The organism is Olivibacter jilunii (assembly GCF_900607235.1).
In the GTDB taxonomy this organism is placed as follows: domain Bacteria; phylum Bacteroidota; class Bacteroidia; order Sphingobacteriales; family Sphingobacteriaceae; genus Olivibacter; species Olivibacter oleidegradans.
The window spans coordinates 1-21727 of the sequence record NZ_LR027854.1 but is presented as its reverse complement, the minus strand read 5'-3'; the positions used below and the strand labels follow the sequence as shown (position 1 = coordinate 21727).

Here is a 21727-nt window from a genome sequence, read left to right as displayed (position 1 = left end):
GTAGTGTTGTCAGCACTTCCGGTTTTTATCGTAAAAGAAGTCTTTTATTCTACCATAAGCCTCCTTCCTTGCCAATGAAATTCTAAATTACTCGTCTCTTCAATAGTTTTCAATACAGTAGATAGTTTTACATTGCGCGGGATCTTTCCCCGCAATTTCCTTTTAGGCAAACTTTCATAGTCCACCTCTATATCGTACCATCTCTCCAGCTGCCGCATGACACTGGTCAAGTCAGTTCCTTTGAAGTAAAAGAAATTGTCTTTCCAGGCAACAGCCTCAGCTACCTCCACTTTCGTTATCTGTATTCCCTTGGTAGAAATCTGGGATTGCTGGCCTGGAATTAGTGTTTTGGGTTCCAGATGGGTGGTTGATCCTTCATTAACACCATAAACCCGTACTTTGCCTTCTATTAAAGTTGTTTTCACAGTAGATTCATCCATATACCCATTGATATTGAAATGAGTACCCAGCACCTCTAACTGCTGGGTAGCAGTTGTCACGATAAACGGAACCTGTCCCTTATTTTTGTAGACCTCGAAATATCCCTCACCCTTAAGTTCCACACGCCGTATTTTATCGTCAAAGCGTGTGGGATACCTTAAAGATGAGGCTGCATTGAGCCAAACACATGAACTGTCGGGTAAAATGACTTTATATTTGCCTCCCTTTGGAGTTCTTATTTCGTTATAGCTTAAAGATTTTGTAGTTTTCTTCGATTCGTTTCTTCTACTTACGATTTTATAGACTAATTGTCCGTCATCAGTTTTACTAATTCTGATGCCATCCTCTTCTGTAAGTTGCCCTTTTGTGGCATCGGTCAAATCTATCTCTGTTCCATTTGCTAATAAAAGGGTTGCCTTAGCACCACCTGGATCTACATCATGTTGCACAATCTGTTGCTTCTTTTTTTGGGGTTGCTGGTTTAAGTACAGGTAAGTGCCCATACCAACAAAAAGTAAAAATAAAGCTGCCGTCATCCATCGCGTAGCATTTAAAGACCAGACTTTAACCGTATTTCGCTTCGATTTACGATCGATTTGGACCTTCATATTTTTGGCGAGCCTGTCCTTGTTTTGAGTATCAAATTGTAGTTCCTCTTCTGGCAATACATCAAACCATTCTTCCACAGTTTGCTTTTCCTTTACTGTGCAATGCCCAGAAAGGTATTTGTCTAAAATCTGCTCTGCTTTCTTGATGTCCATAATATGGCCTTATACTTCCTTGTTGCAGTTCAGGGATTGAGGTAGTAGATAAAAATAAAAAAAATTGAATAGGTTTCCCGAATCTACGGATGCAGTAAAAAAGCAACGAGTATAAGACTTCCAAGACTATCCGCATCGATCTTAATCCTGAACTTCTTGAGCGTGTTATTGATCTGCTTCTTTACCGTTTTGTCAGATATACCCAGCTTTTCGGCAATCTCCTTGTAAGATAGATTCTCTTTTCTGCTAAGAATAAAAATTTCGCGCATTTTCGCTGGTAATTTGTCGATTTCACGGTCTATGAGAGCAGCCAGTTCACTTTCCGCCAGTTGTTCATTGAGCGAATCGGAAATTTCCGATAGTTTTTCACTTAATGAGAGCAGGTATTTCTTTCTATTACTGTTTGTGCGTAAGTGAAAAAGCGCTTGTTTCCTTGCTGCGGCATATAACCAAGATATCAGATTATCGATCTGTATCTCATTTTTTCTTTTCCACAGGGAAAGAAAAATCTCTTGAACTACATCTTGTGCATCTTCGCTATCAATTGAGATTACCTTGCTCACATAGCGAAGTATTTTTTCCCAATTTCGGTTATAGATTTCAGAAAAGGCACCATAATCCTCTTTTTTTAAAAGAGAACAGAGTTCTTGGTCGTTTAATGCGATATATTTTGCGGTTAGGATATGCATTTAAAAGCTAATCTATAAAAATATATGTAAAAAGGATCATTAGCCAATTTATTTTTGTCAAAAAATTAGTCATAAATTTTCCATGCTTGAAAAAACAATTTTCTTTACGGCAACTATTGTGGCAGACTCAATAAACGGTCCTATGGTATCAAGAGGTAAATTTCAATGAATTTGCCATTTTAGTTTTTGTCGGTTTTACGACAGAAACTTGTGTCTTTTACGACAATCCATGTCTCATTTTTGACAAAAGTTTTCGAAAACCGACACAAAAAATCATTTACTTGTTACCGAACTTTACTATATCAAACCAATAGCAATGAAGGTAACAGTTTTACAAGATCTAGGTCAAGGAGAAAGCAAAAGTAAGACCCAACGATATTGGGATACGGCTCGCTCATGGAACTGGCGAGAGATTATCATGGTAGGTACAGCTGGATTTGTTATCCTGCTGTTCGCCTATACCGGTATCAGCAAGTTGTTAGATTACGAGAAATTTGTGTTCCAAATGCGGTTGGCACCTGTACCCCTGATCAAAACAGTGGCGCCTATAATTGGGAGGGTTTTGCCTTGGGTGGAGCTGGCTTTGGCCGCTATGCTCTATTTTGAAAACACCCGTTATTTCGGCTATCGAGCTTCTCTGGTGTTGATGATACTGTTCGAGATATACATTTCATGGATGAAGATCGTGTCCATCAAGACAGGTATTCATCTACCGTGTACCTGTGGAGGTATTATAAGCTCTATGGGGTGGCTAACGCATCTCATCTTTAATGCCAGTGTAATCGTACTCTTGTTGTTATCTACTAACTGGTATAAGAAAATGCACGCACAAATAAGCAAATCTTAATTCAATATATTGTTTAACTCTTAAATTTTAGTATCATGAAAAAGCTAAGTTTAAAACCAAAAATCCTGCTTACTGCATTTATCCTCGGAGGAAGCATAGCAGGTGCAACTGAAATTGCTCAGAGAATAACAAGTTCACAGCAACAGACATTGAGTTGGCAAAAATATGACCGGGAAACACAGCAACCCGTTGGTTCACCATTCAATGATACTGAAGCTAACGTCCGAGAAGATCTTGGATGTAACGATGAAACGGAGTCTATTTGTGCTACCGGAACTGCTCCAGGGGTATCGACAACTATTTATTACAACGAAGAGGAATAGTAGTTGTGTGACTATTGGAAGTACACTTGGTACTTCCAATAGTTTAAATAGATATTCTAGGTATCCTTTAATACTAATATAGGATAGGTTCTCATTTCTTTTCGAAATGAAAGGCCCAGTCGCCGAAGTTTTTTGAAGACTGCTTCTAAAGTGAAGATTTTTTTCTCGGCAAAATCAGTATCTGAGGAAAAATCCAGGACAAAGTTCAGACGTGTTTGACATGCGTCTGCCGTTTCGTTTATAAAAGGTTCATCGAGTTTTTGAAAATTCATTGACAGAAATTTAAGCAGTTCTTCTAACGTGCTATTTTGTACTATCATTTTACTGGCCGAAAAAGAGATCATAGCCTCATTAGAAGAGGCAGTTGATAGAAGCTTATTGTTCTTTTTATCCATTGAAACTACCCAGCAAGGGATTTTAGTCATGTCAAATGAGACAGAAATCTTAAAGAATCGTTCTAAGTCGTTAAACATATAGTTTCTGAAAACAGAATCTGGAACAGGCTGGTCAAGGGACAGCTCATAGCAAAAGGTGTTTTCTTTTGCCCATTCATCTTTATCATCATACTTTGAACCAGCCAACAGATGCTTATTCTTTCCGACAGGCCAATAGAACTTTAAAGAGTCCTGCGTTTGAACTTTTATTAGATTATGTTTAATTCTTGGATTAAAAAAGCTGTATGCAGCCCAATATAACTGAGTAATGGTTCCGTTATATTGAAAAAATCTATCTGTTAGTCCTCCAGAAGATCGAACTGACATTCCACCATTTATACCATTAAAACGTGGAGTTATTATCGATCTATATTTAAATAATGAGTCGCCAAGATGAAAAGTTTCAAGTGGATTAAAAGTCATATTGTCCTTTTTTATATTTGCTGCTAGATTACGGCTTTCGTTGTAGAAATTAAGCACATTAGCCTCGGTAATATCTTTCCCGCCTGTAATAGCTCTAACAATGCCAAGACTGTCGATCCATATATTGTGCGGAAGAAATTTATGGGGAAAATATTTTGTTAACAATGTATCATCAGTTTCAACATTAAGACTGGAAGTCTTTATATCCTGATTTCTTTTTGAGGATAGAAAAGTAGAAATGCTTTGCGATTTTTCGTAAGAGACCGATAATACATTAAACTTTTGAGGCTGTTTTTTCTTTATCGAATCTAAAAGTGTAAGTTCTTTTAGGCAGGGAGCGCACCAAGTTGCCCAAAAATTAATAATCAGTAAACCGTTTTTATAAAGGTCCTTTAGTTGCAGCTTATTTTTGGACTGATTTATAATATTGTTTATTTCTAAATCAGGAACTTGATCGCCTATTTTTAATTCATTTTGACCGAAGCTCTTAATGGAAGCTAAGAGCAATATTATCACTACTGAGTGCTTTATTATTAATAAAAAAGTGCTGTTTTTAGATTTAGTAACCATTGTTTTGTCTTAAATTACGGTTATATATTATTTCGTTTTGTGGAATGGGAAATACATCGGACAGGCCATTTCGCCATGTAGATTTCGTTGAACCGATTATTTCGTCTAACTTTCCAATCCGTTTTAAGTCCATAAAGCGATGACCCCATTCTCCAAAAAATTCTAATCTTCTTTCATGAATAATTTCTTCCAGGTATTCGGCAATCGCTCCACTGCTCTGAAAAATAGATAACCCTGCTCTTGTTCTTATTGTGTTAATATCGTCTAAAGCTCCGATAAGATTGTTTTGGTGGGCTCTTGCTTCAGCACGTGTCAGATATTGTTCACTTAATCTTAAAGCCATAAGATATTCTGTTTTTGTGGTATTGTTTGTCCTGTTTTTATACTTAAATAAATAGTGATAACTAGCAGTTTCATCACCTGATATAATGGTATTTGTGTTGATCCAACTTGCTCTCCTTTTATCGCTTATATCAAACGCTTCATATAAAGCCGGATTTAATGTGTATGTTGGTATATTGGAACTGGATGAAGGAATAATTTGGGCAGCATCGCTAATATATCCGTTTTGTGTCCAAAACTGTAGAATCGCTTCCTTACTATTCGCTAGAAACACCTCATCCAAAGAAGACGTTAAAGAATATATTTTTGAATTGATAATCTCAGAGGCTTGCTGCTCTGCTAATTGCCACTGTTCCTGAAACAGATATACTCGCGAAAGCAATGCGGCAGCAGCCCACCTGTTGGCCCGAACCTTGTCATTTCCATCATATTCCTCAGCTAAACCTTTCTTAGCATCTAATAAATCTTTCGTTATCTGTTCATATACTAGTTGGGGTTCTGATTGTCGGACAACGGAATTTTCAGAAACATCTGTAGTAAGTATTAAAGGAATGTTTTCATAAAGATTTATCAGATAGAAATATGCGTAAGCTCTTAAAAATTTAGCTTCACTGGTTAGCCTTTGTTTAAAGAGAAGAGATATAGTTGATTCACTATCAATATTTTCTAAAATAGAATTACATTGATAAATAATAAAAAACAAATTGCTCCAAAGACTTTCATTGTTACTATTATTTACGGACAATTTACTTTGACTAAATTCTAGAATAGGTGTAGACGAAGAAGTATAAACATAGTCATCTACATACAGTGCCAAATGCTTACTTGCACCGTGAACTGAAGTGCTAAAATAACTATAAACACTTGTTAGGGCAGTAACAGCGGACGATGAATCTGAGAACACTATCTCGGCCTCAAGTTGATTTTGAGGCGGTGGTACCTCAATCAGATTGGAGCAGGAGCAAATGGTAATAAGAGAACTTAAAACCACGGGAAGTTTAGATATTTTTTGCTTTTTCATTTTTATTAAAAAGTTAGCTGTAATCCTAAAGCGTAAGATTTTACTGGAGGAATGTTTTTTGAAGATGCTGTTAACGCTCCCGACTCAGGGTCGAGAATTGCAGCGTTTTTATCCCAAAATGTAATAAGATTTTGTCCCTGAAATAAAATTTTAATCCCTTTAACTTTAATTTTATTCGAAATTTCTGATGGAAGACTGTAAGAAAAGGAGACGTTCTTTAGCCTTATAAAGGACGCGTTGAATATATTTGCAGATGAAGCACTATAATAGGAATCCCAAAGTGTTGTTGCTTTTGGAACATCTGTTTTTTCTCCAATTTCATTCCATCTATCGGTTGTTAATCTATAGTTATTATACACGAAAACTCCAGGGTAATACTGCAAGCCCCCTTTACTCACCTGCTTTGTAAATTGGAAGAAAATGTCAAATTGAAACTCTTTGAAGCTTAAAGTATTTCCAAAACCTCCGTAAAAATCTGGAGTGGATTTGCCAAGTGTATAATAGAAATAAGGTGTGGCAGATTCTTTTCCATCTTCACCAGCGTACAGAGGATTACCTGATTCAGGATCTACTCCAAGAAATTTATAACCGTAAAATCTATTAATATCATAGCCAAGTTCATATTGCATCGCATAACTCGATGTTTCAAAATTTTCAAATGACTTCAATTGATTTTTAGGTAGTGTGATGTTAAAGATTCCAGACCAATTGAAATTTCTATTTTGAATTATTTTGGCATTAAGTTCAATTTCCCAACCTTTATTTTGGATGACAGCAGGAAGATTGGCAAGATAGGAGGAGAAACCGGTTATTTGTGGTATACTATATGAGACCAGTTGATCTCTACTTTGATTTAAAAAATAATTGGTATTTATAAGGACACGGTCTTGGAAAAAGCCAAGCTCCATTGCTAATTCTATTTTTCTGGTATTTTCCCATCGAAAATTTGCGTTGGCAATACGGCTTGGAACAAGTCTCGGTAATCCTTGATATAATGTTGATCCAGAACTCCCATAAGTCGAAAGGTACTGGTAGTCGCTTATTTGGTCATTGCCTGTGGTACCATAACTTGCCCGTATTTTAGCGAAGCTAACAATAGGCAATGCCCATTTCAAAAATTTCTCATTACTTATTAGCCATGCTGCACCGATAGAACCAAAATTTCCAAATTTATTGCCAGGACCAAATCTTGAAGATCCGTCTCTTCTTAAAGTTCCATTAAGAATATATCGGTCTTCAATATTAAAAGTAACCCTGCTGAAGAATGATAAATATTTATACTGTGTATAATTATTGGTTCTAGCATTGATTTCACCAGCAGAGGCCAGATTTTCCATTAAACTTTCAACGCTAAAATTACCGGCATTAATAAATTGTGCTTTGGAAGATCTATTTTGGTATGTGCCACCACCTAAAATAGTGAACAATGTTTTATTGAGCTTTGCTTGATAAGTGATCTGCGGCTCAACAATAATAGATTCACTTGAGTTGATTCCGAAATTCGTATAGTTGACCGTACCGGGATATAAGGATATTGAAGGGAATTTTTGAACTTGATCGTAGTTTGTCCTTGTATACCCTCCACTTAACTTTAAGTCTAGTCCTTCAATTAGACTATAGTTCAGATTTATATTATTAATAAAGTTGTTAGTACTGTTTTTACTTTGAGCGTTTTGTTCAGCTAATATATTCGTACCAGCATACCAGTTATAGCTATTATCGTCATTATAAATTGGATAATGCGGTGGCAGCAATATATTTGATGAGAGATTGGTAACAGGATTTGGTAGTTTTGTTAAATTTTGACTATAGTTGTTAGAAAGATTGATTGAGAATTTTTGGTCTGTAGACCTATAATGTAAACTAGAATTAAATCCGCCTCTACGAAAGCTGGAATTACCAATTAATATGGTACTTTCTTTCCTGTAGTTGGCACTTATAAGAAAATTTATCTTATCGGTTCCACCTGAAAGACTTGTTTGTATGGAGCTGAAATTGCCTACATTACCTATAATATAATCAGTCCAATCCGTAGTTCTTGTTGTGTCCCATATTGTTAAATCTGGCGCATAATTAGGAGAGGTCGGATCGGAGGAAGGTATAAGACTATCATTTTGAAACGCTTCTCTACGAATTTGCAAATAGTCCTGAACATTCAGCAATCTAGGTTGATTAGCAATTTTGTTATAACCCTGAACAAAATTTACATCAAATTTCGTGTTACCAGCCTCGCCCCTTTTTGTCGTTATTAATATAACACCATTCGTACCTCTACTTCCATATATAGCTGTTGCATCTGCATCCTTTAAAATCGTTATGGATTCTATATCGTTTGGATTTAAATTATTCAATGGGCTAATAGATCCTGCTATATTTTCTATCCCCAATCTTGAACCTTCATTAATCGTTCCTCCGTCATACGGCACCCCGTCAATGATATACAACGGCGCCGTCCCAGCGGCAATGGACCCTTTTCCACGGATTTGGATATTGATATTGCCTCCTGGCAAGCCATTTGTTGTTTGCACGAATACCCCTGGCATTCTTCCTGATAGTGCAGATAGAACATTCGTCACCGGTTGTGACCCAATTTCTTTAGCGGTGATTGAGGAGACACTACCCGTGTTAAAGCGTCTGCTTGTCTCACCATAGCCGATTACAACAGCTTCATCCAATGTGTTTTCTTGGGGCGAAAGACTTATGGTATAGTATGCAGTTGATGAGATATCAAAAGAAACTTCCTTACTTTGAAAACCTAGAAAGGTGACATTTAATACTCCCTTACTTTTGTCTGTATTTATAGTAAAATTTCCGTTCCGGTCCGTTTTCGTCGAAGCGGCGTTTATTTGTATTGTAGCCCCCGACAGCGAAGAACTATCAACCGCCGAGTGTACACGCCCTGTTATAGAATGCATCTGACTACAAACAATGTGAGTAGAAAAGAGGATAACTAAAGAGAATAAGAGATTTTTCACTGGATAAACGCTCCTTTCTCTGATGTTATATTTCTTTCAGTGTTTGTTTGAAGTATAAAGACCGCCTTGGCGGCAGGCTCATGTCGCAATAGAGCCTGCACTTCCTTGGCGGCAAACAAACACAGTTCGTTATATTGATTGGTAATGGTGTTAATAAATTGGTTAGGGCATAAAAATCCCATTATGAAATTTAAATTCATTTCTTTTACTCATTAGGTTGGTTAAGAATAAATACGCTTTTAGGTATGATGTAAAAGAAAAATTTTTATACAGGGGATTTAATGATGTTCTTATAGAGGTTCTTAAGATTTGAACATTTCTGCTTAAATAATGGCATATTGAGGAGATACCTATTTTGCATAGCATTCTCCTTTCTTTTTTATCAATGGTTTTACAGTTTCTTCTTTAAAGGAAGTATATAAGGCAAAAAGAAGGTGCTTTAAATCCCCTTTGAACTTGACCGTTTCATTACGATCAGAAGTTTCGCTCTTAAGAGAGGCCAAAAGGTCTAGCGCTTCCTTTAGTCCATAACGGACGAAAAAACGTGTTAGGATATCTGCGGGTTGTGGTTGTTTGCCTGAAAGTAGCTTTATTAATTTATTGTCTATATATTGGTCATAGTTGAATCTCTTTTCAATGTGTTCGGCGGTCGGTTCTCTTTCAAAAAAAGGTTGGCATAATAGGGATTTAGATTCTTTTAAATTATGGTTTCTTTGCGGGATTTGGTGTGTTTTAAATGCGGCTTCGGTAGGCTGTATTTCGATTAACAATTTATTGCATCTTTCTAGAAACGAAACAAGGGAATATTTTCGATTGTCGCTGATTCCGGATTTTTCATCAATAGCGCAAATTGAGATAATATCATACAATAGCTCCGAATGAATACCGAAGGGATATTCATTAAAGAAATCTTTAATTGTTTGGTAGGCAAATTGCGATATTTGGTTATCAATGGTCATTATCATTAATCGTGATAACGAGCCTATTAGACTATGTGTGAAGGACTGGAAGCCCACCGCTGTCTAAGACCGCGAGGCTCTGGTAAGCCACTACTTCTTGCGAAATAGCTCCTGTCAGAGACGCAAGTGGGCTTCCGGCCCTATATTGATCTATAGAAACCGGACGCTTTCACTCACACTCGCAGGATTGAAATTTACCAGATTTCGCGGCGAGGCTCGAAAGCAGTCCTTACTTTAAGACTGCAAATGTACTATCTTTATATTTAGCATAAAAATTTATTGAACGGCTAAAACTCAGCTCATTCATAATATTAATGCTTATCTTACTTAAAAAATCCTTCTTAGATTTTTGTAATGCTAATATGATGAATTACATGTACCTCTGTGAATTTATTTCATTTTGTGTTTGTAATTTAGATTTTGTAACTTAGAGGAACAATTTAAATTATCGTTATGGAAACTAAGCTTGAACAAACAAAAATTTTTGCAACTATCGGGGCTAACCTTCATACAGTCAGAAACGCAAAGAAAAAGACGCTTGAAGCAGTTGCTTCTGATCTTAATATTACCCATCCCGTTCTTAGTAAAATTGAGAATGGTAGATATCCTGGTTTAAGTCTGGCCTTGCTTTTTACATTGTGTGAGTATTATGGGGTGACTTTTGAGCAAATTTTGGATATAAATGGTTCAAAAATTTTCAATTATTCACAATACATCAATCAACCTACTGGAAATCATACGTTAAACAATCAGATAGGTGATGGTTATGAAATTGCCATTAAAGCCTATAAAGAGCAAATTCAGCAATTGCAAGACCAAAATCAGCTACTAATAACTTCTTTGTTAGATAAACAACAAAAAAAATAACGATATTTAAACAAGTATAAATTTGAAGAAAATGTTAGACAAAATAGACTTAGACATCTTAGCCCTTACTATTGGAAAAAATATTTCAGCTTATAGAACTTTTCGCAAAGAAGCAATTGAAGTTACCGCACGTGAATTGAATCTTGACATTGAAACACTTCAAGAGATTGAAAAAGGAGCATTTTCAGGCCTCAACTTAAATCTGATCGTAGATATTGCAAATTATTTCAATGTTACCTTACAGCAGCTTTTAAATCTTCAGATTGTACAGGTTTTTAACCATAGTCAAAATGTTTTACCCGGAGAAAGAAAGGTAATTCTGAAAAATGAACAAAGAGATGGTTATACGTTCTATATAAATGATTTAAAGGAAGTTATTTTTCAAAAAGAAGAAAAAATAAAGGAACTTGAGTTGAAATTGTCCGAGTACAAATAATTTCAATCTTTTTGATAACTAAAAAAGCCATCCCAAAAGATGGCTTTCGTTATTATATCTATTATGAAAAAGATTACAACTTCTCGATTTCTTCAATGGGAAGCTTAGTGGTTTTTGCAATGAAGTCAAGTGCCAAACCTTCTTTTTTTAGCTCACGGGCAATATCAATAGCTTTCTTATGCTTGCCTTTTGCTTCTCCTTTTGCCTCACCTTTGCGATAAAGAAAATCTTTCTCTTCCTTAAAAAATTTGCTTACTGTTTCCATAGCTTTTTCAAATTGTTGTTCCAGACTGCTACGTAATTGTACAAAGATACGTAATTGCTTGAAATACCTGCTCTCTGCAAAATCTCCTGTTGTATGCGATTTCACGCCCTCGATAATCTCTTTTACAACAAGATAACTGTCACCACTTCCAAAGTTACCTAAAATTCCCAACATTTTTACTTCCGGATTGTCAGATTTTAGAAATAGGCGATAATTTGCTTTTCGAACGGAAATAAGCTCATAGCTAAATTTCATGTGGACTGTATCTATTTCCGTGGACATTCGTGGATCGGCATCCCCCAAAAAAACAACATACTGCCGTATCGGAAGACGATACCTGCGCGCCAGCATGGCGTAATACTCAAGCATCCGAAAAACCATATCACTCTCCTCTTTTACCTGAAATTCCACATGCAGTACAAATGTATTGCCCGCCACATCTGTTACTTTCTTTAAGGCGTCGGGCTTCCTTTCTTTTGTATGTTGAACATCATCCGGTAGCTCTTCACTTTTGACTATGTCTAGACCCAAAATCTCCTTAATAATGACGGGAAGGGTGATTTCAAGATTTTCTCGCAGTATTTTGTCGTATTGGTTTGTCTGCCTGCGGCTTTGGTTCTCCTTTTTATCGGGCATGTACAAAGTTAGGGATTTTTATGTTAGACGGAATAGATTTATCTATATTAGCTCTTGTTGTTAAGAAAAATATTACGAAGACGAACGGTTGGTGTTACGGCAAACGGTAAGAATAAAAGTAGACCTGATAAAAAATTTCTAAAAGTTTAAAGGTATGCTCATACATATTGCCTATAAAATGAAATGGAGAATATCAAGATAAACAAACTGGGACCTATCGGCAACGCTGATGTCAATTTTGGAAGTTTAACAGTCCTTGTCGGACCACATGCAAGTGGTAAAGGTATTTTACTCCAATTGATAAAATTATTGGTTGATAAGGAGCAGATCAGACAGACTATCGAGCAATATGGATACGTTTGGGGAACGGACGTCCACTCAATATTGGATCGGTACTTTGGTGAAGGTATGTCCCGCATATTGGGTGATGACTCTACTATAGAGTTTGATGGAAAAGATTGCCCGCTTGCCGAATTATTGCCAGAGGTAAACGATAAATTGAAACCTGCAGCAGAAACCTTATTTTATATTCCAGCTCAACGGGTGGTATGCCTTCAGAACGGATGGCCACGTTTCTTCACGGACTATGAAGACTCTGTGCCTTATGTGCTCCGGCATTTCAGTGAAACATTACGCCATTTTCTGGAAAGTAGTACAGGCCCTTCAGGTGATGTCATTTTTCCGCAAAATCAACGGTTAAGAACACCATTAAGGGATTCTTTTAATGATAGTATTTTTCACGATGGAAAAATTACTTTGGATCAGCGTGTTAAAAAGCGCTTCAAATTGAACGTCAGCGGTTCAAGTATTCCTTACATGGCATGGAGTGCTGGACAAAAGGAGTTTATGCCGTTATTATTGAGCTTTTACTGGCTCTGTCCGTCATCATTAGCAGGCCGAAAGGAACATGTTAAATATGTAATCATCGAAGAACCGGAAATGGGGTTGCATCCGCAAGCTATTGAGTCTGTAATCTTACAGGTGATCGATCTACTTTCGCGAGATTATAAGGTAATCATTTCGACCCATTCGCCTGTATTGCTGGAGTTTGCATGGGCTTTCCAATATCTGAAGAAATCAAAGGCTGGGGACAGTTTATTGGCTGAACTGTTTAATCTTCCTCTATCGGAAAGTGTAAACGAACTTTTTAAGGGTATCCTTAGAACAAAAACGATACAGACCTATTATTTCGATAGGGTAAATGATAAGGTCGATATTAAGGACATATCTACTTTGGACGCTGGCAATGCAGATCCTTCCGTAGCCGAATGGGGAGGCTTGTCTTCCTTTAGTTCAAAGGCCTCCGATATCATCTCAAGGGTAATGTCACAAGAAGCTTGAATTTACCAACACAATCTATTATGATATTCAAAAAAGCTGTTACCGCAACACCTGATATTCGTATGTGTTTCCAGAAAGGATTAAAAGCCTTAGGCGGCAATAGTCGGAAAATTTCTTTGGCAGATAATTCAAAATGTGAAGGAAGCTTGGATATTGACAACTGCACCCGCACGCTGTATCCTCAGAGCAATCGATGGGATTATTGCTTTTGCTACAGAAATGAAATTTACTTCGTGGAAGTTCATACAGCGAATACTACAGAAGTTTCTACAGTAATTCGGAAATTACAATGGTTGAAAGATTGGTTAAACCATCAAGCTCCAGAGCTTAACAAGTTAAAAGCAAGTAGCAGACATCCTTTTTATTGGATTCAGTCGTCAAAGTTTAATATTCCGGCTACTTCAAAACAATTCAGAACGGTTGTTCAGGCTGGGATTAAGCCTATCCCAGCACTAAAACTTCCATAACTATAAATGTTGAATTAGCAAAGCGTTATAGAAAATAGTATTCACTATAGAGGATCTTATAAGCTCTTTTTAGTAAGGTTGATTTTTCTAAGAATTTTATTTATCTGAGTATCGTAATCTTTTTATGCACAAAAGCCATCTTTTTATTGGATGGCTTTTGTTATTATATCTATTATGAAAAAGATTACAACTTCTAGATTTCTCCAATGGGAAGCTTAGTAGTTTTTGCAATGAAGTCAAGTGCCAAACCTTCTTTTTTTAGCTCACGGGCAATGGCAATTCCTCCTTTTAGTTCACCTTTTGCTTCTGGGCCGGACAGCTTGCTTCTCGACCTGTTTTTCACCACTGGGCCTTACATTCGTCTGTAGCCATTTTACTGACAGTCTTTTTAATAGAAAGGCCAAAAGAAATCGGCAGATGCGTTTCCTTTATGATTTTCTCCCTTAGTTCACGGGCAAATTTCATGCAACCGAAAAAACGTTCCATCCCGCTCATATTTATATAATGTTCGTCAATAGACGCTTTTTCCAATAGCGGTACTTTTTCTTTAAGTATATCCGTTATCGCATGGCTGGTCTTGCTGTATTCTTCTATGTTGCCCCTGATAAAAATGGCATGAGGGCAGAGCTGTCTGGCCACACGGGAAGGCATGGCAGAGTGTACACCATATTTACGTGCTTCATAACTGCAACTCGCCAAAACACCACGATCGGAAGTACCACCGATAATAACGGGAGCGCCTTTCAATTTGGGGTTTTTACGTACCTCTACTGCTACGAAAAAGGCATCTTGATCCATGTGGATAATATTTCGTTCTCCTGTTACCATACCTCACTTAAGTTAGATTTTAATCACAAATTTATACTAAAATATTTAGTAAATACAAATGTATTACTAAAAATAGACGGAATATGTGCCGTGAATGATCGAAAAAACCGTCCAAAACATTCACATGTAGAAAAGCGACATTCACATATAGAATCCTGTCATTCAAACCAAGTTGATTGAAATTACCTATACCGCACCCGAAATTCGACAACGGATATCCCAAGAGAACCTTATGGCCATAAGTAGGGCGTAACCGAAAACCCTTGATCAGAGTAGGCAATGGTTTTAAAAAATATCAAAAAAATGAAACGTAAAAGAGGAATATCATGGACAGGCAGGCTTTTCAGCGCACCGATTACGCTGACCGCACTGGCAATTCTCATGGAAGTAGCAGAAAAAAAAGATAAATGCATCCCTTATGAAGGGCTTTAGTAAACAGTTTCACTGCCCGATGGTATGTATACCGTCGGGCCAATTTTTCAGGTTATGGTTAAGGACAAGTTAATAATACCTGCCGGATTTTTTACTTCCGGCCATGAAAATAACCGTTTCGCACCGATCAGTTCATTATGGTACAAATTTCAGGTGGTGAGCGCGAGTTTCCACAATTTCCTTCCTTCCCTTGAATACCGGGAACATGAACCGAATTTCATAAGGCTGCTGGAGAACCAGAAACGGACGTATGCCGAGCAATATATTTCCGGCCTACCGGATAAGCTTAAAGTACGTTTCCACGGTTATACCTTACAGGACATCAAAGATAGGCCAGGCATTATCTGCACCTTTCACAGCGGGTCTTTCAGAATGATCGGGCATTATCTTGCAGAGAACGGTATATCCTTTGTACTGCTCGTTTCAAAAGACGGTTTACAACGGGAGGATGAACTGGCAAGCCGGAAATACGATGAACGTCAACGGCAGATGCTCGGCCTCGACCTAATAGACGCCAATGATAGCAACAGCCTGTTCAGAATAACCAGAGAATTGAGAAAGGGAAAAAGCATATTGATTTATGCTGACGGCAATACCGGAACAGGCGATGAGCGCTCCGGCCATAACCTGCTATCCATTCCTTTCCTGAACCAGCAGATCAGGGCAAGGGCAGGAGCAGCCTTTATTTCCCACCTCACTTCAGTACCGATATATCCCGTGATCTCTACAAGGCAATGGAAGTACGTACCCTGCCTGGATTTTTTCCGGCCAATTTTGCCTGATAAAAAGCTGAACAGACAGGTGTTTGCAGAACAGGCTATTTCACGAATTTATAAGTACCTCGAAAAGGCGGTGGAAAAAAAGCCGTGGCAATGGGAGGCATGGCTATACCTGCACGAGCACGCCGGAATTACAAACCCGATCCCCGAACAGGAGTCCTTGCCAATCCGAGCGGAGGGAAAGAAGAAAAGGCAGGTAAGGTTCAATGAGCAGGATTATAGCTTTTTCTCCGTCTACGGCAAGTATTTTCTTTTCCGAAAAAGCAATTACCAATGCTTTGAGATCGAACGTTGGCTATATCAGAGATTAATAGGGATTTACATGCAAGACTATGCCTATACCGTAGCCATGCTGAAGCGTAACCGCATGGGTAGTCTTGTAACAAATAGGGTGGTTTTAGAGATCCAATAAAAACATCATGCAATCAATAGGAACCTTTAAGGAACGGGAAAATGATTTTCTTTGTTCAATTTTTTATGGAAAGTGGCCCAATATCTTTATATTGTGGTATGATGAACCAAAAAAACCGGAAGATATGGTCGCTTTTTTCCGTAAACATCCATTCCTGTTCAATATTCTCTGCTGGGTAATCTATATCCAGTTTGTATATATCTATAACCTGCCCAAAATAGACCATGTCGATTATTTTCACATTATCGGACTCTGTTTCCTGTACGCAATAGTATTTTACAGCAACTTCTTTCTCTTTAAATTTATCGAAAACAGGAAAACCAATCTCGGTACCGTCATCCTGATGATTGCATCGGTCTTTTTGATCCTTGCAGCACTTGGCTATCTTGCCGTATATAATGTGTTCCCGTTATTCGGGATCAGGCTGTACTATGAAGGTGTCCCGTTTACAATCAGTCTGTACCTGCGTAACATACTTTCTCCCTATATTAAATACGCCAGCTATGCCATTATCCTGTACTTTGTGCTCAAATGGTTTGCCGATCTGGCGTATAAGCGCCGGATGGAAAAGGCCCATTACGAAATGGAGCGTGAAAAGTTCGAGTATGAACAGGCTTTTTTAAGGGCCCAGGTCAATCCGCACTTTCTGCACAACACCCTTAATTTCATCTATACCGAAGCACTCGCTCTATCCAAGTCTTTGGCCGAAAGTATTTACCTGCTTTCCATCATGATGCGCTACTCGCTTGACAATGCCATCAAGGGCAAACAATTGGTTCCGGTACACAAAGAGCTCGAATACCTTGAAATCTATCTGGAAATCAACAGAAGGCGATTTGGTGGCGGAAAACAGTTCCATTATGAATTCAATGGCGATCCCTATCTGCATTCAATCCCGCCATTGTCCTTTATAACGCTTGTAGAAAATGCCTTTAAATATGGTGACCTGTCAGATCCGATGTACCCTTTGCAGATCAAGATCGCGGTTGACCGTAACAGAATCTATTTCTACTGCACCAATAAAAAAAGAGGCGCCGGAAAATTGGATACCTCGGCCAACCATATCGGGCTAAAGAATGTGGAAAGACGGTTAAAAGGTGCTTTTAGAGAGCGGGCAACAATGACACGCACCGAGGAGGACAATACGTATACCGTTGAGCTGTTTATTGATTTTTTAGATAATCCCAAATAACCAGCTATGATAAACTGTATAGCCATTGATGATGAACCTGCGGCGTTGGAACAGATCAGCCGTTACCTGAAGCTGGTGCCCGATATTGCTCTGATCGGAACAACGACCAGACCCGTTGAAGGATTGGAAATGGCGGGTGAGCTGAAGGTGCATGCAATTTTCCTTGATATGGAAATGGACGAAATGACAGGTGTGGAGGTTATGCGCAGGCTTGATCCTTCGATCAAGGTGATCGTGTGTACGGCCTATACTGAATTCGCGATCGAGAGCATTGAACTTAATGCCGTGGACTACCTGTTGAAGCCCGTACAGTTTGACCGTTTTGAAAAAGCTGTGGAAAAGCTGAAAGAAAGGGTATTGCACAGAACATTGGAACTACCGGTAGTCAAAAACGATTACATCTTTGTACAGGTTGAACACAAGGGCAAACTGAAGAAAATAGATTTCAGTGACATCATTTACATTGCGGCAAGGGGAAATGATGTAGTATTCCATGCGCACGATGAATTTGTGGTATCTGCCATGCGTATGGATGATATTGAACCGGAACTACGCGTGACCGACGGATTTATACGTATACACCGATCTTACATTGTATCGATCAAAATGATTGATGTCATCGATGAAGGACTGGTAAAACTTAAAAACAAAAAAGCACTTAAAATCGGAAGAACATATAAGGATTATGTTTTGAAGACGCTATATCCACACTAATGCCATGATGAAAATATATGCCAGATCAAACCAATTAGCCTGTCCGGAAGATCTCCATGCACTCATAGATGAGATGCTGGTTTCGGAAGGTTACAGGGAAAATTTCACTTCCTATAAACAGGCGTTGCAGCAGTATTTTTCAAGTCTGGAAAATACTGATTCCGACATGATCTTTCATGGGGCACCAAGAAGATATATATTGGTTGACAAATACCAATCCAGTATGACCAACATATTAGAGAAATGGTGGACGAGACTTAATAAGGAAAAACTAAACGAAAATGGAACATTTGACTTGTGATCAGAATGTCGCTTTATCCGGAGATAGCGTTATAGACCATTTTGGACAGATCAGAACGATAAAACAATATTTTGATGCGCTATATGGAAAGATCCGGCATGTACTCGAAGGTAGTGATACGGAAAATCTCCACAATTGCATTTACCATTATCAATTGGATATTACCTCACTATTGGAAAAGACCGGCTTGCTGATAAAGACCATCGATGAGGGCAAGCTGCCCTTAAAGGCGAGAAAAAAGTACAGGTATGTCCTTTGGGTGGTCATAAAACGTTCGTTCAGGTTCATCGAATTGATCAAAAGTCGTTATCCCGATTATTTTGATCGGAACATGGCTATCCCGCAAATATTATATCCCTTTTATATGACCAAAATCCTCAAACGCTGGTTCAATATAAAAAAGTCTCTGCAGCATAATAAAATAGATCCCGGATTAATTGATGTTCTGAATGGATTTTTCAATGTTGGAAAGAATGGTGTTATGGATAGAAAGATGACCTGGCAGGATCTCTCTTATCTTGATATAGTATCATCAGAGGTCAGTTGGATAACCGACAAGGGGAAAACAGTGGAATACAGACAGGATATACTGCAGAACCTCTTCCGTCTCAATTTCAACCATCCTTCTTTCTTTTCCTATTATGTGCGTTATATGCATAACCAGATTCAGGGTGTTGATACTTATTTACAGGAACGGCGGGAATGGCTGGACTATCGCAGGAATTTAAGTGCATTTATTGTCTGCCGGGATATCTGTTATGATGATAGTATGAAAGATATCAGGACACAGCTGATGGAATATGTTATCGAGCAGATCAGGTACGTAAAAAAGAAAGAAAAGCTCCATAGGTCAACTATATTCGGTAAACTAGGTCGGGCGGTTTATCCTTATTATTTTCATGTGTCGCTGACTGTTTCACAACTGATTTTTCTTTTCCGCCTGTTTACCGAGACGGGAGTGGTTATTGTCAGGCACCGGAAAGACCTCAACGAGTTTCTGGTCAACCATGTAGGCACAACACGAAAAGACAATATCTCTATTGGAAGCATAAGGAGTAAGTATACCCGACCCGATAAAGACGTTGTGAACAAGGTCTCCGCGGTTCTGATTTCCATGTTGAATCTATTGAATGCGAAATATAAAACAAAATGATAGAAATATATTCCAATTGTTGGATTGATCATACCATAAATTATGAAAACTTATATTAGAACTCTTTTTTTACCGGTAGTGTCTTTGATTTTTACCATTGTGGCTTCCTGTGATACGAAGCGAAAGGAAAAACAAGCTGTTTTGGATTGTATGTTGGATAAAATCGCTGTTACCGATACATTAACGTATGAACTTTATCTGTCAGATCCTATCGAGGTATCAAAATACCAACGAGCAGGTCTAATGAATGACAGTCTTCTAGAGCCGATAAAAAATGTGAAGATAAAAGATGTGGGCAGCCCCCTCACAGCTTTAACGCACTTGGGTCGGAAATACAGCGTAGGCACTTCAAACAAGAAGTCGCAAAAGAATGTCGTCATGGCCTACGCTGTTGTAGAGAAGTTAACGGACTTGAAGAAAATTGGGCAGAATCACTATGAAGCAGTATATGAAACATACTTTACCGGTGTAACTCCATTTTCTAAATTATCTGCAAGAGATTATAATAAAAAGGAATTACACAAAGTCACCATTCTTTGGAAGAACAATGACTGCATTATATTAACGAAAAAATAAACTTGCCGATTTGATACAGAAAGTCTCGGATCACCTACCTGTATCGAAAACCTACGGACGGTATAACGGCGGAACTAAAAAAGCAGAGCTAAGTTAAAAGCCAATAAGTACTTTACCCACTTATCGAAACATAAGTGGGTTTTTCTTTTTTAAAGATAAAGAATGATCTTGTTTTTTCATATCTCAATTGGGCTGTAAACCTATTAATTCTTAGTTTATACGACCTCTTTCCGTTCGTTTTCTGCTAACGGAAACGGCCAAACCGTTCCGGTTTGCCTATCGGTGCCACGGCACTCCCCATGCGTCGTGCAGGGCAGCCGTCCCTTAGGAACAGCGAGCCTCTCTAGGTTGTACCCACCCGAAAGAAGTCCAGACCTTTTTGCTGCAAAGAACCCACACGGTGATGGAAATTTTCCGGCTTTTTGCGATGCAAATTTATACCTCTTCAGTCAGCAAGCCCGTTGCAAATGCCTGCAAAAAAATCTTCCTCTCCATTCCCGGAGAGTGTATTTTTTCTGGGCAGCCTTGCAGACTCGCCCCGCGCGCAAATTTTCGGCATCTATCAAAAAGCCGGGAAATGGCTTTAGCCCGAATTGGGTAGAAATGGATTTTTTAACACTAAAATTTAACGTTATGCAATTTCCAGCAAGACTGGTTTCCGATGCAAGGCTCAGGGAAACCAAAACAGGGAAAAAGGTTACATCCTTCACCGTGGCACTGAACAAAAGCTTTAAAAACAGTGAAGGCGAAAAGGTACAGCGCACCACTTATGTGGATTGCAGCTACTGGAACAGACCCAACATTACGGGCTATCTCACAAAAGGTTTATTGATTGCTCTTTCAGGCTTCATCACTGCCAATGCGTGGGTGGACAGGGATGGTCATGCGCGGGCAGGTATCCGCATGGAAGTGGACGATATTGACTTTCTGACTGGTAGCAAAAAAATTGGGCAGTCGGAAGAAAGTGAAGGGCAGCAGGAGGGAAAACAGGGGACGGAATCCGTGGAAGTCGTAGGGGAGAAGGACGATGACCTTCCTTTTTAGTCGGGATAGTAAACAGTGATGGACATTTTAATTTTTGAATCATGGCACATAACATTTTTTATAATGAGTTAACGGGACAGCATTCGTTTTTTTCGGTGAAAGAGAAAGCATGGCACGGATTGGGGCAGATCATTGATGGGTACCCAACAAGTGCAGAAGCCATAAAACATGCGGGGCTTGATTATGAAGTGGTGAAAAGCGCTCTGTCCGAACAGGGAAACCCTCGAATTTATCAGAAAGGGAGCTGAGGATGAAATTTCCACGGTATTCAAAAATGTCGTAAACGATGCATATGCGTATGCCATGACAAGCGATACACAGCAAATGGACACAACCAAAGGCACGCTGTTCGGTGCGTACAATGCTGTTACTGATGCGCCCGTACTGGATGTGCAATAAATATACCTGTAGCGAGGTATTAGGCGAGTGTTCTTTGAAGCCTATCATCAACCGACTTATCTGGAAGGGAAACTGGACAGGGAGTGTAGCATGTCGGTGA

At 38.5% G+C, this 21727-nt stretch carries 25 protein-coding genes and 1 pseudogene; 16 read left to right on the top strand and 10 right to left on the bottom strand.

All coding sequences use genetic code 11. The features are described from left to right. Window positions 1-44: 44 nt before the first annotated feature. Window positions 45-1202, bottom strand: coding sequence for a FecR family protein (locus E0E36_RS20265; RefSeq protein WP_130857516.1), 1158 nt, complete (start codon window positions 1200-1202; stop codon window positions 45-47). A gap of 83 nt (window positions 1203-1285) precedes the next feature. Further along, on the bottom strand, window positions 1286-1891 hold the full coding sequence (locus tag E0E36_RS20260; protein WP_130857515.1) for an RNA polymerase sigma factor: 606 nt from the start codon (window positions 1889-1891) through the stop codon (window positions 1286-1288). A 316-nt stretch (window positions 1892-2207) separates the two neighbouring features. On the opposite strand from E0E36_RS20260, the gene E0E36_RS20255 reads away from it, so the two are divergent. Then, entirely contained in the window at window positions 2208-2738 is a 531-nt protein-coding gene (locus E0E36_RS20255; RefSeq protein ID WP_130857514.1) for a MauE/DoxX family redox-associated membrane protein, read from the top strand. Window positions 2739-2773: 35 nt separating this feature from the next. After that, window positions 2774-3061: a hypothetical protein gene (locus E0E36_RS20250; RefSeq protein WP_130857513.1), complete on the top strand. Its 288-nt coding sequence runs from the start codon at window positions 2774-2776 to the stop codon at window positions 3059-3061. Between the two features lie 56 nt (window positions 3062-3117). Here E0E36_RS20250 and E0E36_RS20245 read toward each other — a convergent pair whose 3' ends face one another. The 5 genes from E0E36_RS20245 to E0E36_RS20225 form a co-directional block, all read right to left on the bottom strand. After that, a complete protein-coding gene (locus E0E36_RS20245) occupies window positions 3118-4488 on the bottom strand; it encodes a TlpA family protein disulfide reductase (RefSeq protein WP_130857512.1) in 1371 nt (456 codons plus the stop codon). Beyond that, a complete protein-coding gene (locus tag E0E36_RS20240; RefSeq protein ID WP_130857511.1) occupies window positions 4478-5851 on the bottom strand; it encodes a RagB/SusD family nutrient uptake outer membrane protein in 1374 nt (457 codons plus the stop codon). Before E0E36_RS20240 ends, E0E36_RS20245 begins: the two co-directional genes overlap by 11 nt. 5 nt (window positions 5852-5856) lie before the next feature. Beyond that, on the bottom strand, window positions 5857-8766 hold the full coding sequence (locus E0E36_RS20235; protein WP_130857510.1) for a SusC/RagA family TonB-linked outer membrane protein: 2910 nt from the start codon (window positions 8764-8766) through the stop codon (window positions 5857-5859). Window positions 8767-8822: 56 nt separating this feature from the next. Continuing rightward, window positions 8823-9026: a hypothetical protein gene (locus E0E36_RS20230; RefSeq protein ID WP_130857509.1), complete on the bottom strand. Its 204-nt coding sequence runs from the start codon at window positions 9024-9026 to the stop codon at window positions 8823-8825. Between the two features lie 150 nt (window positions 9027-9176). Continuing rightward, on the bottom strand, window positions 9177-9791 hold the full coding sequence (locus E0E36_RS20225) for a hypothetical protein (RefSeq protein WP_130857508.1): 615 nt from the start codon (window positions 9789-9791) through the stop codon (window positions 9177-9179). Window positions 9792-10238: 447 nt separating this feature from the next. Here E0E36_RS20225 and E0E36_RS20220 point away from each other — a divergent pair, with 447 nt between their 5' ends. After that, window positions 10239-10652 carry a helix-turn-helix domain-containing protein gene (locus E0E36_RS20220; protein WP_130857507.1) on the top strand — a complete coding sequence of 138 codons (414 nt, stop codon included), beginning with the start codon at window positions 10239-10241 and terminating at the stop codon, window positions 10650-10652. Between the two features lie 31 nt (window positions 10653-10683). After that, window positions 10684-11088, top strand: a complete 405-nt coding sequence (locus E0E36_RS20215; RefSeq protein WP_130857506.1) for a helix-turn-helix domain-containing protein — start codon at window positions 10684-10686, stop codon at window positions 11086-11088. A 73-nt stretch (window positions 11089-11161) separates the two neighbouring features. On the opposite strand, the gene E0E36_RS20210 is transcribed toward E0E36_RS20215, so the two are convergent. Then, window positions 11162-11989, bottom strand: a complete 828-nt coding sequence (locus E0E36_RS20210; RefSeq protein ID WP_130857505.1) for a hypothetical protein — start codon at window positions 11987-11989, stop codon at window positions 11162-11164. 183 nt (window positions 11990-12172) lie between these two features. Between E0E36_RS20210 and E0E36_RS20205 the strand changes: the two genes are divergently transcribed. After that, the gene (locus tag E0E36_RS20205; protein WP_130857504.1) at window positions 12173-13330 is read left to right on the top strand and encodes an AAA family ATPase; all 1158 of its coding nucleotides are present in this window, start codon (window positions 12173-12175) and stop codon (window positions 13328-13330) included. A gap of 20 nt (window positions 13331-13350) precedes the next feature. Continuing rightward, the gene (locus E0E36_RS20200) at window positions 13351-13797 is read left to right on the top strand and encodes a hypothetical protein (RefSeq protein ID WP_130857503.1); all 447 of its coding nucleotides are present in this window, start codon (window positions 13351-13353) and stop codon (window positions 13795-13797) included. Window positions 13798-13990: 193 nt separating this feature from the next. On the opposite strand, the gene E0E36_RS27820 is transcribed toward E0E36_RS20200, so the two are convergent. Together E0E36_RS27820 and E0E36_RS20195 are read right to left on the bottom strand one after the other, a co-directional pair. After that, window positions 13991-14140 carry a hypothetical protein gene (locus E0E36_RS27820; protein ID WP_165447038.1) on the bottom strand — a complete coding sequence of 50 codons (150 nt, stop codon included), beginning with the start codon at window positions 14138-14140 and terminating at the stop codon, window positions 13991-13993. Next, entirely contained in the window at window positions 14137-14625 is a 489-nt protein-coding gene (locus E0E36_RS20195) for a Y-family DNA polymerase (RefSeq protein WP_130857502.1), read from the bottom strand. The genes E0E36_RS27820 and E0E36_RS20195 overlap by 4 nt, the downstream gene beginning before the upstream one ends. Before the next feature lie 303 nt (window positions 14626-14928). Here E0E36_RS20195 and E0E36_RS28215 point away from each other — a divergent pair, with 303 nt between their 5' ends. From E0E36_RS28215 to E0E36_RS28405, 10 genes and pseudogenes are all read left to right on the top strand, one after another. Then, a complete protein-coding gene (locus E0E36_RS28215; protein ID WP_278045573.1) occupies window positions 14929-15057 on the top strand; it encodes a hypothetical protein in 129 nt (42 codons plus the stop codon). Window positions 15058-15111: 54 nt separating this feature from the next. Further along, window positions 15112-16248, top strand: a complete 1137-nt coding sequence (locus tag E0E36_RS20190) for an LpxL/LpxP family acyltransferase (protein WP_165447039.1) — start codon at window positions 15112-15114, stop codon at window positions 16246-16248. A 7-nt stretch (window positions 16249-16255) separates the two neighbouring features. After that, window positions 16256-17440, top strand: a complete 1185-nt coding sequence (locus tag E0E36_RS20185; RefSeq protein WP_130857500.1) for a sensor histidine kinase — start codon at window positions 16256-16258, stop codon at window positions 17438-17440. Window positions 17441-17446: 6 nt separating this feature from the next. Next, a complete protein-coding gene (locus E0E36_RS20180; protein WP_130857499.1) occupies window positions 17447-18154 on the top strand; it encodes a LytR/AlgR family response regulator transcription factor in 708 nt (235 codons plus the stop codon). A gap of 4 nt (window positions 18155-18158) precedes the next feature. Then, window positions 18159-18455, top strand: coding sequence for a hypothetical protein (locus E0E36_RS20175; RefSeq protein ID WP_130857498.1), 297 nt, complete (start codon window positions 18159-18161; stop codon window positions 18453-18455). Further along, window positions 18436-19608: a hypothetical protein gene (locus E0E36_RS20170; protein WP_130857497.1), complete on the top strand. Its 1173-nt coding sequence runs from the start codon at window positions 18436-18438 to the stop codon at window positions 19606-19608. The genes E0E36_RS20175 and E0E36_RS20170 overlap by 20 nt, the downstream gene beginning before the upstream one ends. A 42-nt stretch (window positions 19609-19650) precedes the next feature. Beyond that, entirely contained in the window at window positions 19651-20184 is a 534-nt protein-coding gene (locus E0E36_RS20165; protein ID WP_130857496.1) for a hypothetical protein, read from the top strand. A 504-nt stretch (window positions 20185-20688) separates the two neighbouring features. Then, window positions 20689-21228: a single-stranded DNA-binding protein gene (locus E0E36_RS20160; RefSeq protein ID WP_130857495.1), complete on the top strand. Its 540-nt coding sequence runs from the start codon at window positions 20689-20691 to the stop codon at window positions 21226-21228. Between the two features lie 41 nt (window positions 21229-21269). Further along, entirely contained in the window at window positions 21270-21476 is a 207-nt protein-coding gene (locus E0E36_RS28060; RefSeq protein ID WP_341273591.1) for a hypothetical protein, read from the top strand. Continuing rightward, window positions 21427-21600: pseudogene (locus E0E36_RS28405) on the top strand (DUF932 domain-containing protein); the annotation flags it as partial. The gene E0E36_RS28060 and the pseudogene E0E36_RS28405, both read left to right, overlap by 50 nt. Window positions 21601-21727 lie beyond the last annotated feature (127 nt).

Bases quoted from the DNA above. Each gene is read 5' to 3' on its own strand.
- E0E36_RS20230 (WP_130857509.1), bottom strand. From the start codon at position 9,026: ATGAATTTAAATTTCATAATGGGATTTTTATGCCCTAACCAATTTATT.
- E0E36_RS28215 (WP_278045573.1), top strand. From the start codon at position 14,929: ATGAAACGTAAAAGAGGAATATCATGGACAGGCAGGCTTTTCAGCGCA.
- E0E36_RS20235 (WP_130857510.1), bottom strand. From the start codon at position 8,766: ATGCATTCTATAACAGGGCGTGTACACTCGGCGGTTGATAGTTCTTCG.
- E0E36_RS20220 (WP_130857507.1), top strand. From the start codon at position 10,239: ATGGAAACTAAGCTTGAACAAACAAAAATTTTTGCAACTATCGGGGCT.
- E0E36_RS20170 (WP_130857497.1), top strand. From the start codon at position 18,436: ATGGAACATTTGACTTGTGATCAGAATGTCGCTTTATCCGGAGATAGC.
- E0E36_RS20185 (WP_130857500.1), top strand. From the start codon at position 16,256: ATGCAATCAATAGGAACCTTTAAGGAACGGGAAAATGATTTTCTTTGT.
- E0E36_RS20190 (WP_165447039.1), top strand. From the start codon at position 15,112: ATGGTTAAGGACAAGTTAATAATACCTGCCGGATTTTTTACTTCCGGC.
- E0E36_RS20180 (WP_130857499.1), top strand. From the start codon at position 17,447: ATGATAAACTGTATAGCCATTGATGATGAACCTGCGGCGTTGGAACAG.
- E0E36_RS20255 (WP_130857514.1), top strand. From the start codon at position 2,208: ATGAAGGTAACAGTTTTACAAGATCTAGGTCAAGGAGAAAGCAAAAGT.
- E0E36_RS20215 (WP_130857506.1), top strand. From the start codon at position 10,684: ATGTTAGACAAAATAGACTTAGACATCTTAGCCCTTACTATTGGAAAA.
- E0E36_RS20265 (WP_130857516.1), bottom strand. From the start codon at position 1,202: ATGGACATCAAGAAAGCAGAGCAGATTTTAGACAAATACCTTTCTGGG.
- E0E36_RS20195 (WP_130857502.1), bottom strand. From the start codon at position 14,625: ATGGTAACAGGAGAACGAAATATTATCCACATGGATCAAGATGCCTTT.
- E0E36_RS20175 (WP_130857498.1), top strand. From the start codon at position 18,159: ATGATGAAAATATATGCCAGATCAAACCAATTAGCCTGTCCGGAAGAT.
- E0E36_RS20250 (WP_130857513.1), top strand. From the start codon at position 2,774: ATGAAAAAGCTAAGTTTAAAACCAAAAATCCTGCTTACTGCATTTATC.
- E0E36_RS20260 (WP_130857515.1), bottom strand. From the start codon at position 1,891: ATGCATATCCTAACCGCAAAATATATCGCATTAAACGACCAAGAACTC.
- E0E36_RS20210 (WP_130857505.1), bottom strand. From the start codon at position 11,989: ATGCCCGATAAAAAGGAGAACCAAAGCCGCAGGCAGACAAACCAATAC.
- E0E36_RS20165 (WP_130857496.1), top strand. From the start codon at position 19,651: ATGAAAACTTATATTAGAACTCTTTTTTTACCGGTAGTGTCTTTGATT.
- E0E36_RS20240 (WP_130857511.1), bottom strand. From the start codon at position 5,851: ATGAAAAAGCAAAAAATATCTAAACTTCCCGTGGTTTTAAGTTCTCTT.
- E0E36_RS20205 (WP_130857504.1), top strand. From the start codon at position 12,173: ATGGAGAATATCAAGATAAACAAACTGGGACCTATCGGCAACGCTGAT.
- E0E36_RS20245 (WP_130857512.1), bottom strand. From the start codon at position 4,488: ATGGTTACTAAATCTAAAAACAGCACTTTTTTATTAATAATAAAGCAC.
- E0E36_RS28060 (WP_341273591.1), top strand. From the start codon at position 21,270: ATGGCACATAACATTTTTTATAATGAGTTAACGGGACAGCATTCGTTT.
- E0E36_RS20225 (WP_130857508.1), bottom strand. From the start codon at position 9,791: ATGATAATGACCATTGATAACCAAATATCGCAATTTGCCTACCAAACA.
- E0E36_RS20200 (WP_130857503.1), top strand. From the start codon at position 13,351: ATGATATTCAAAAAAGCTGTTACCGCAACACCTGATATTCGTATGTGT.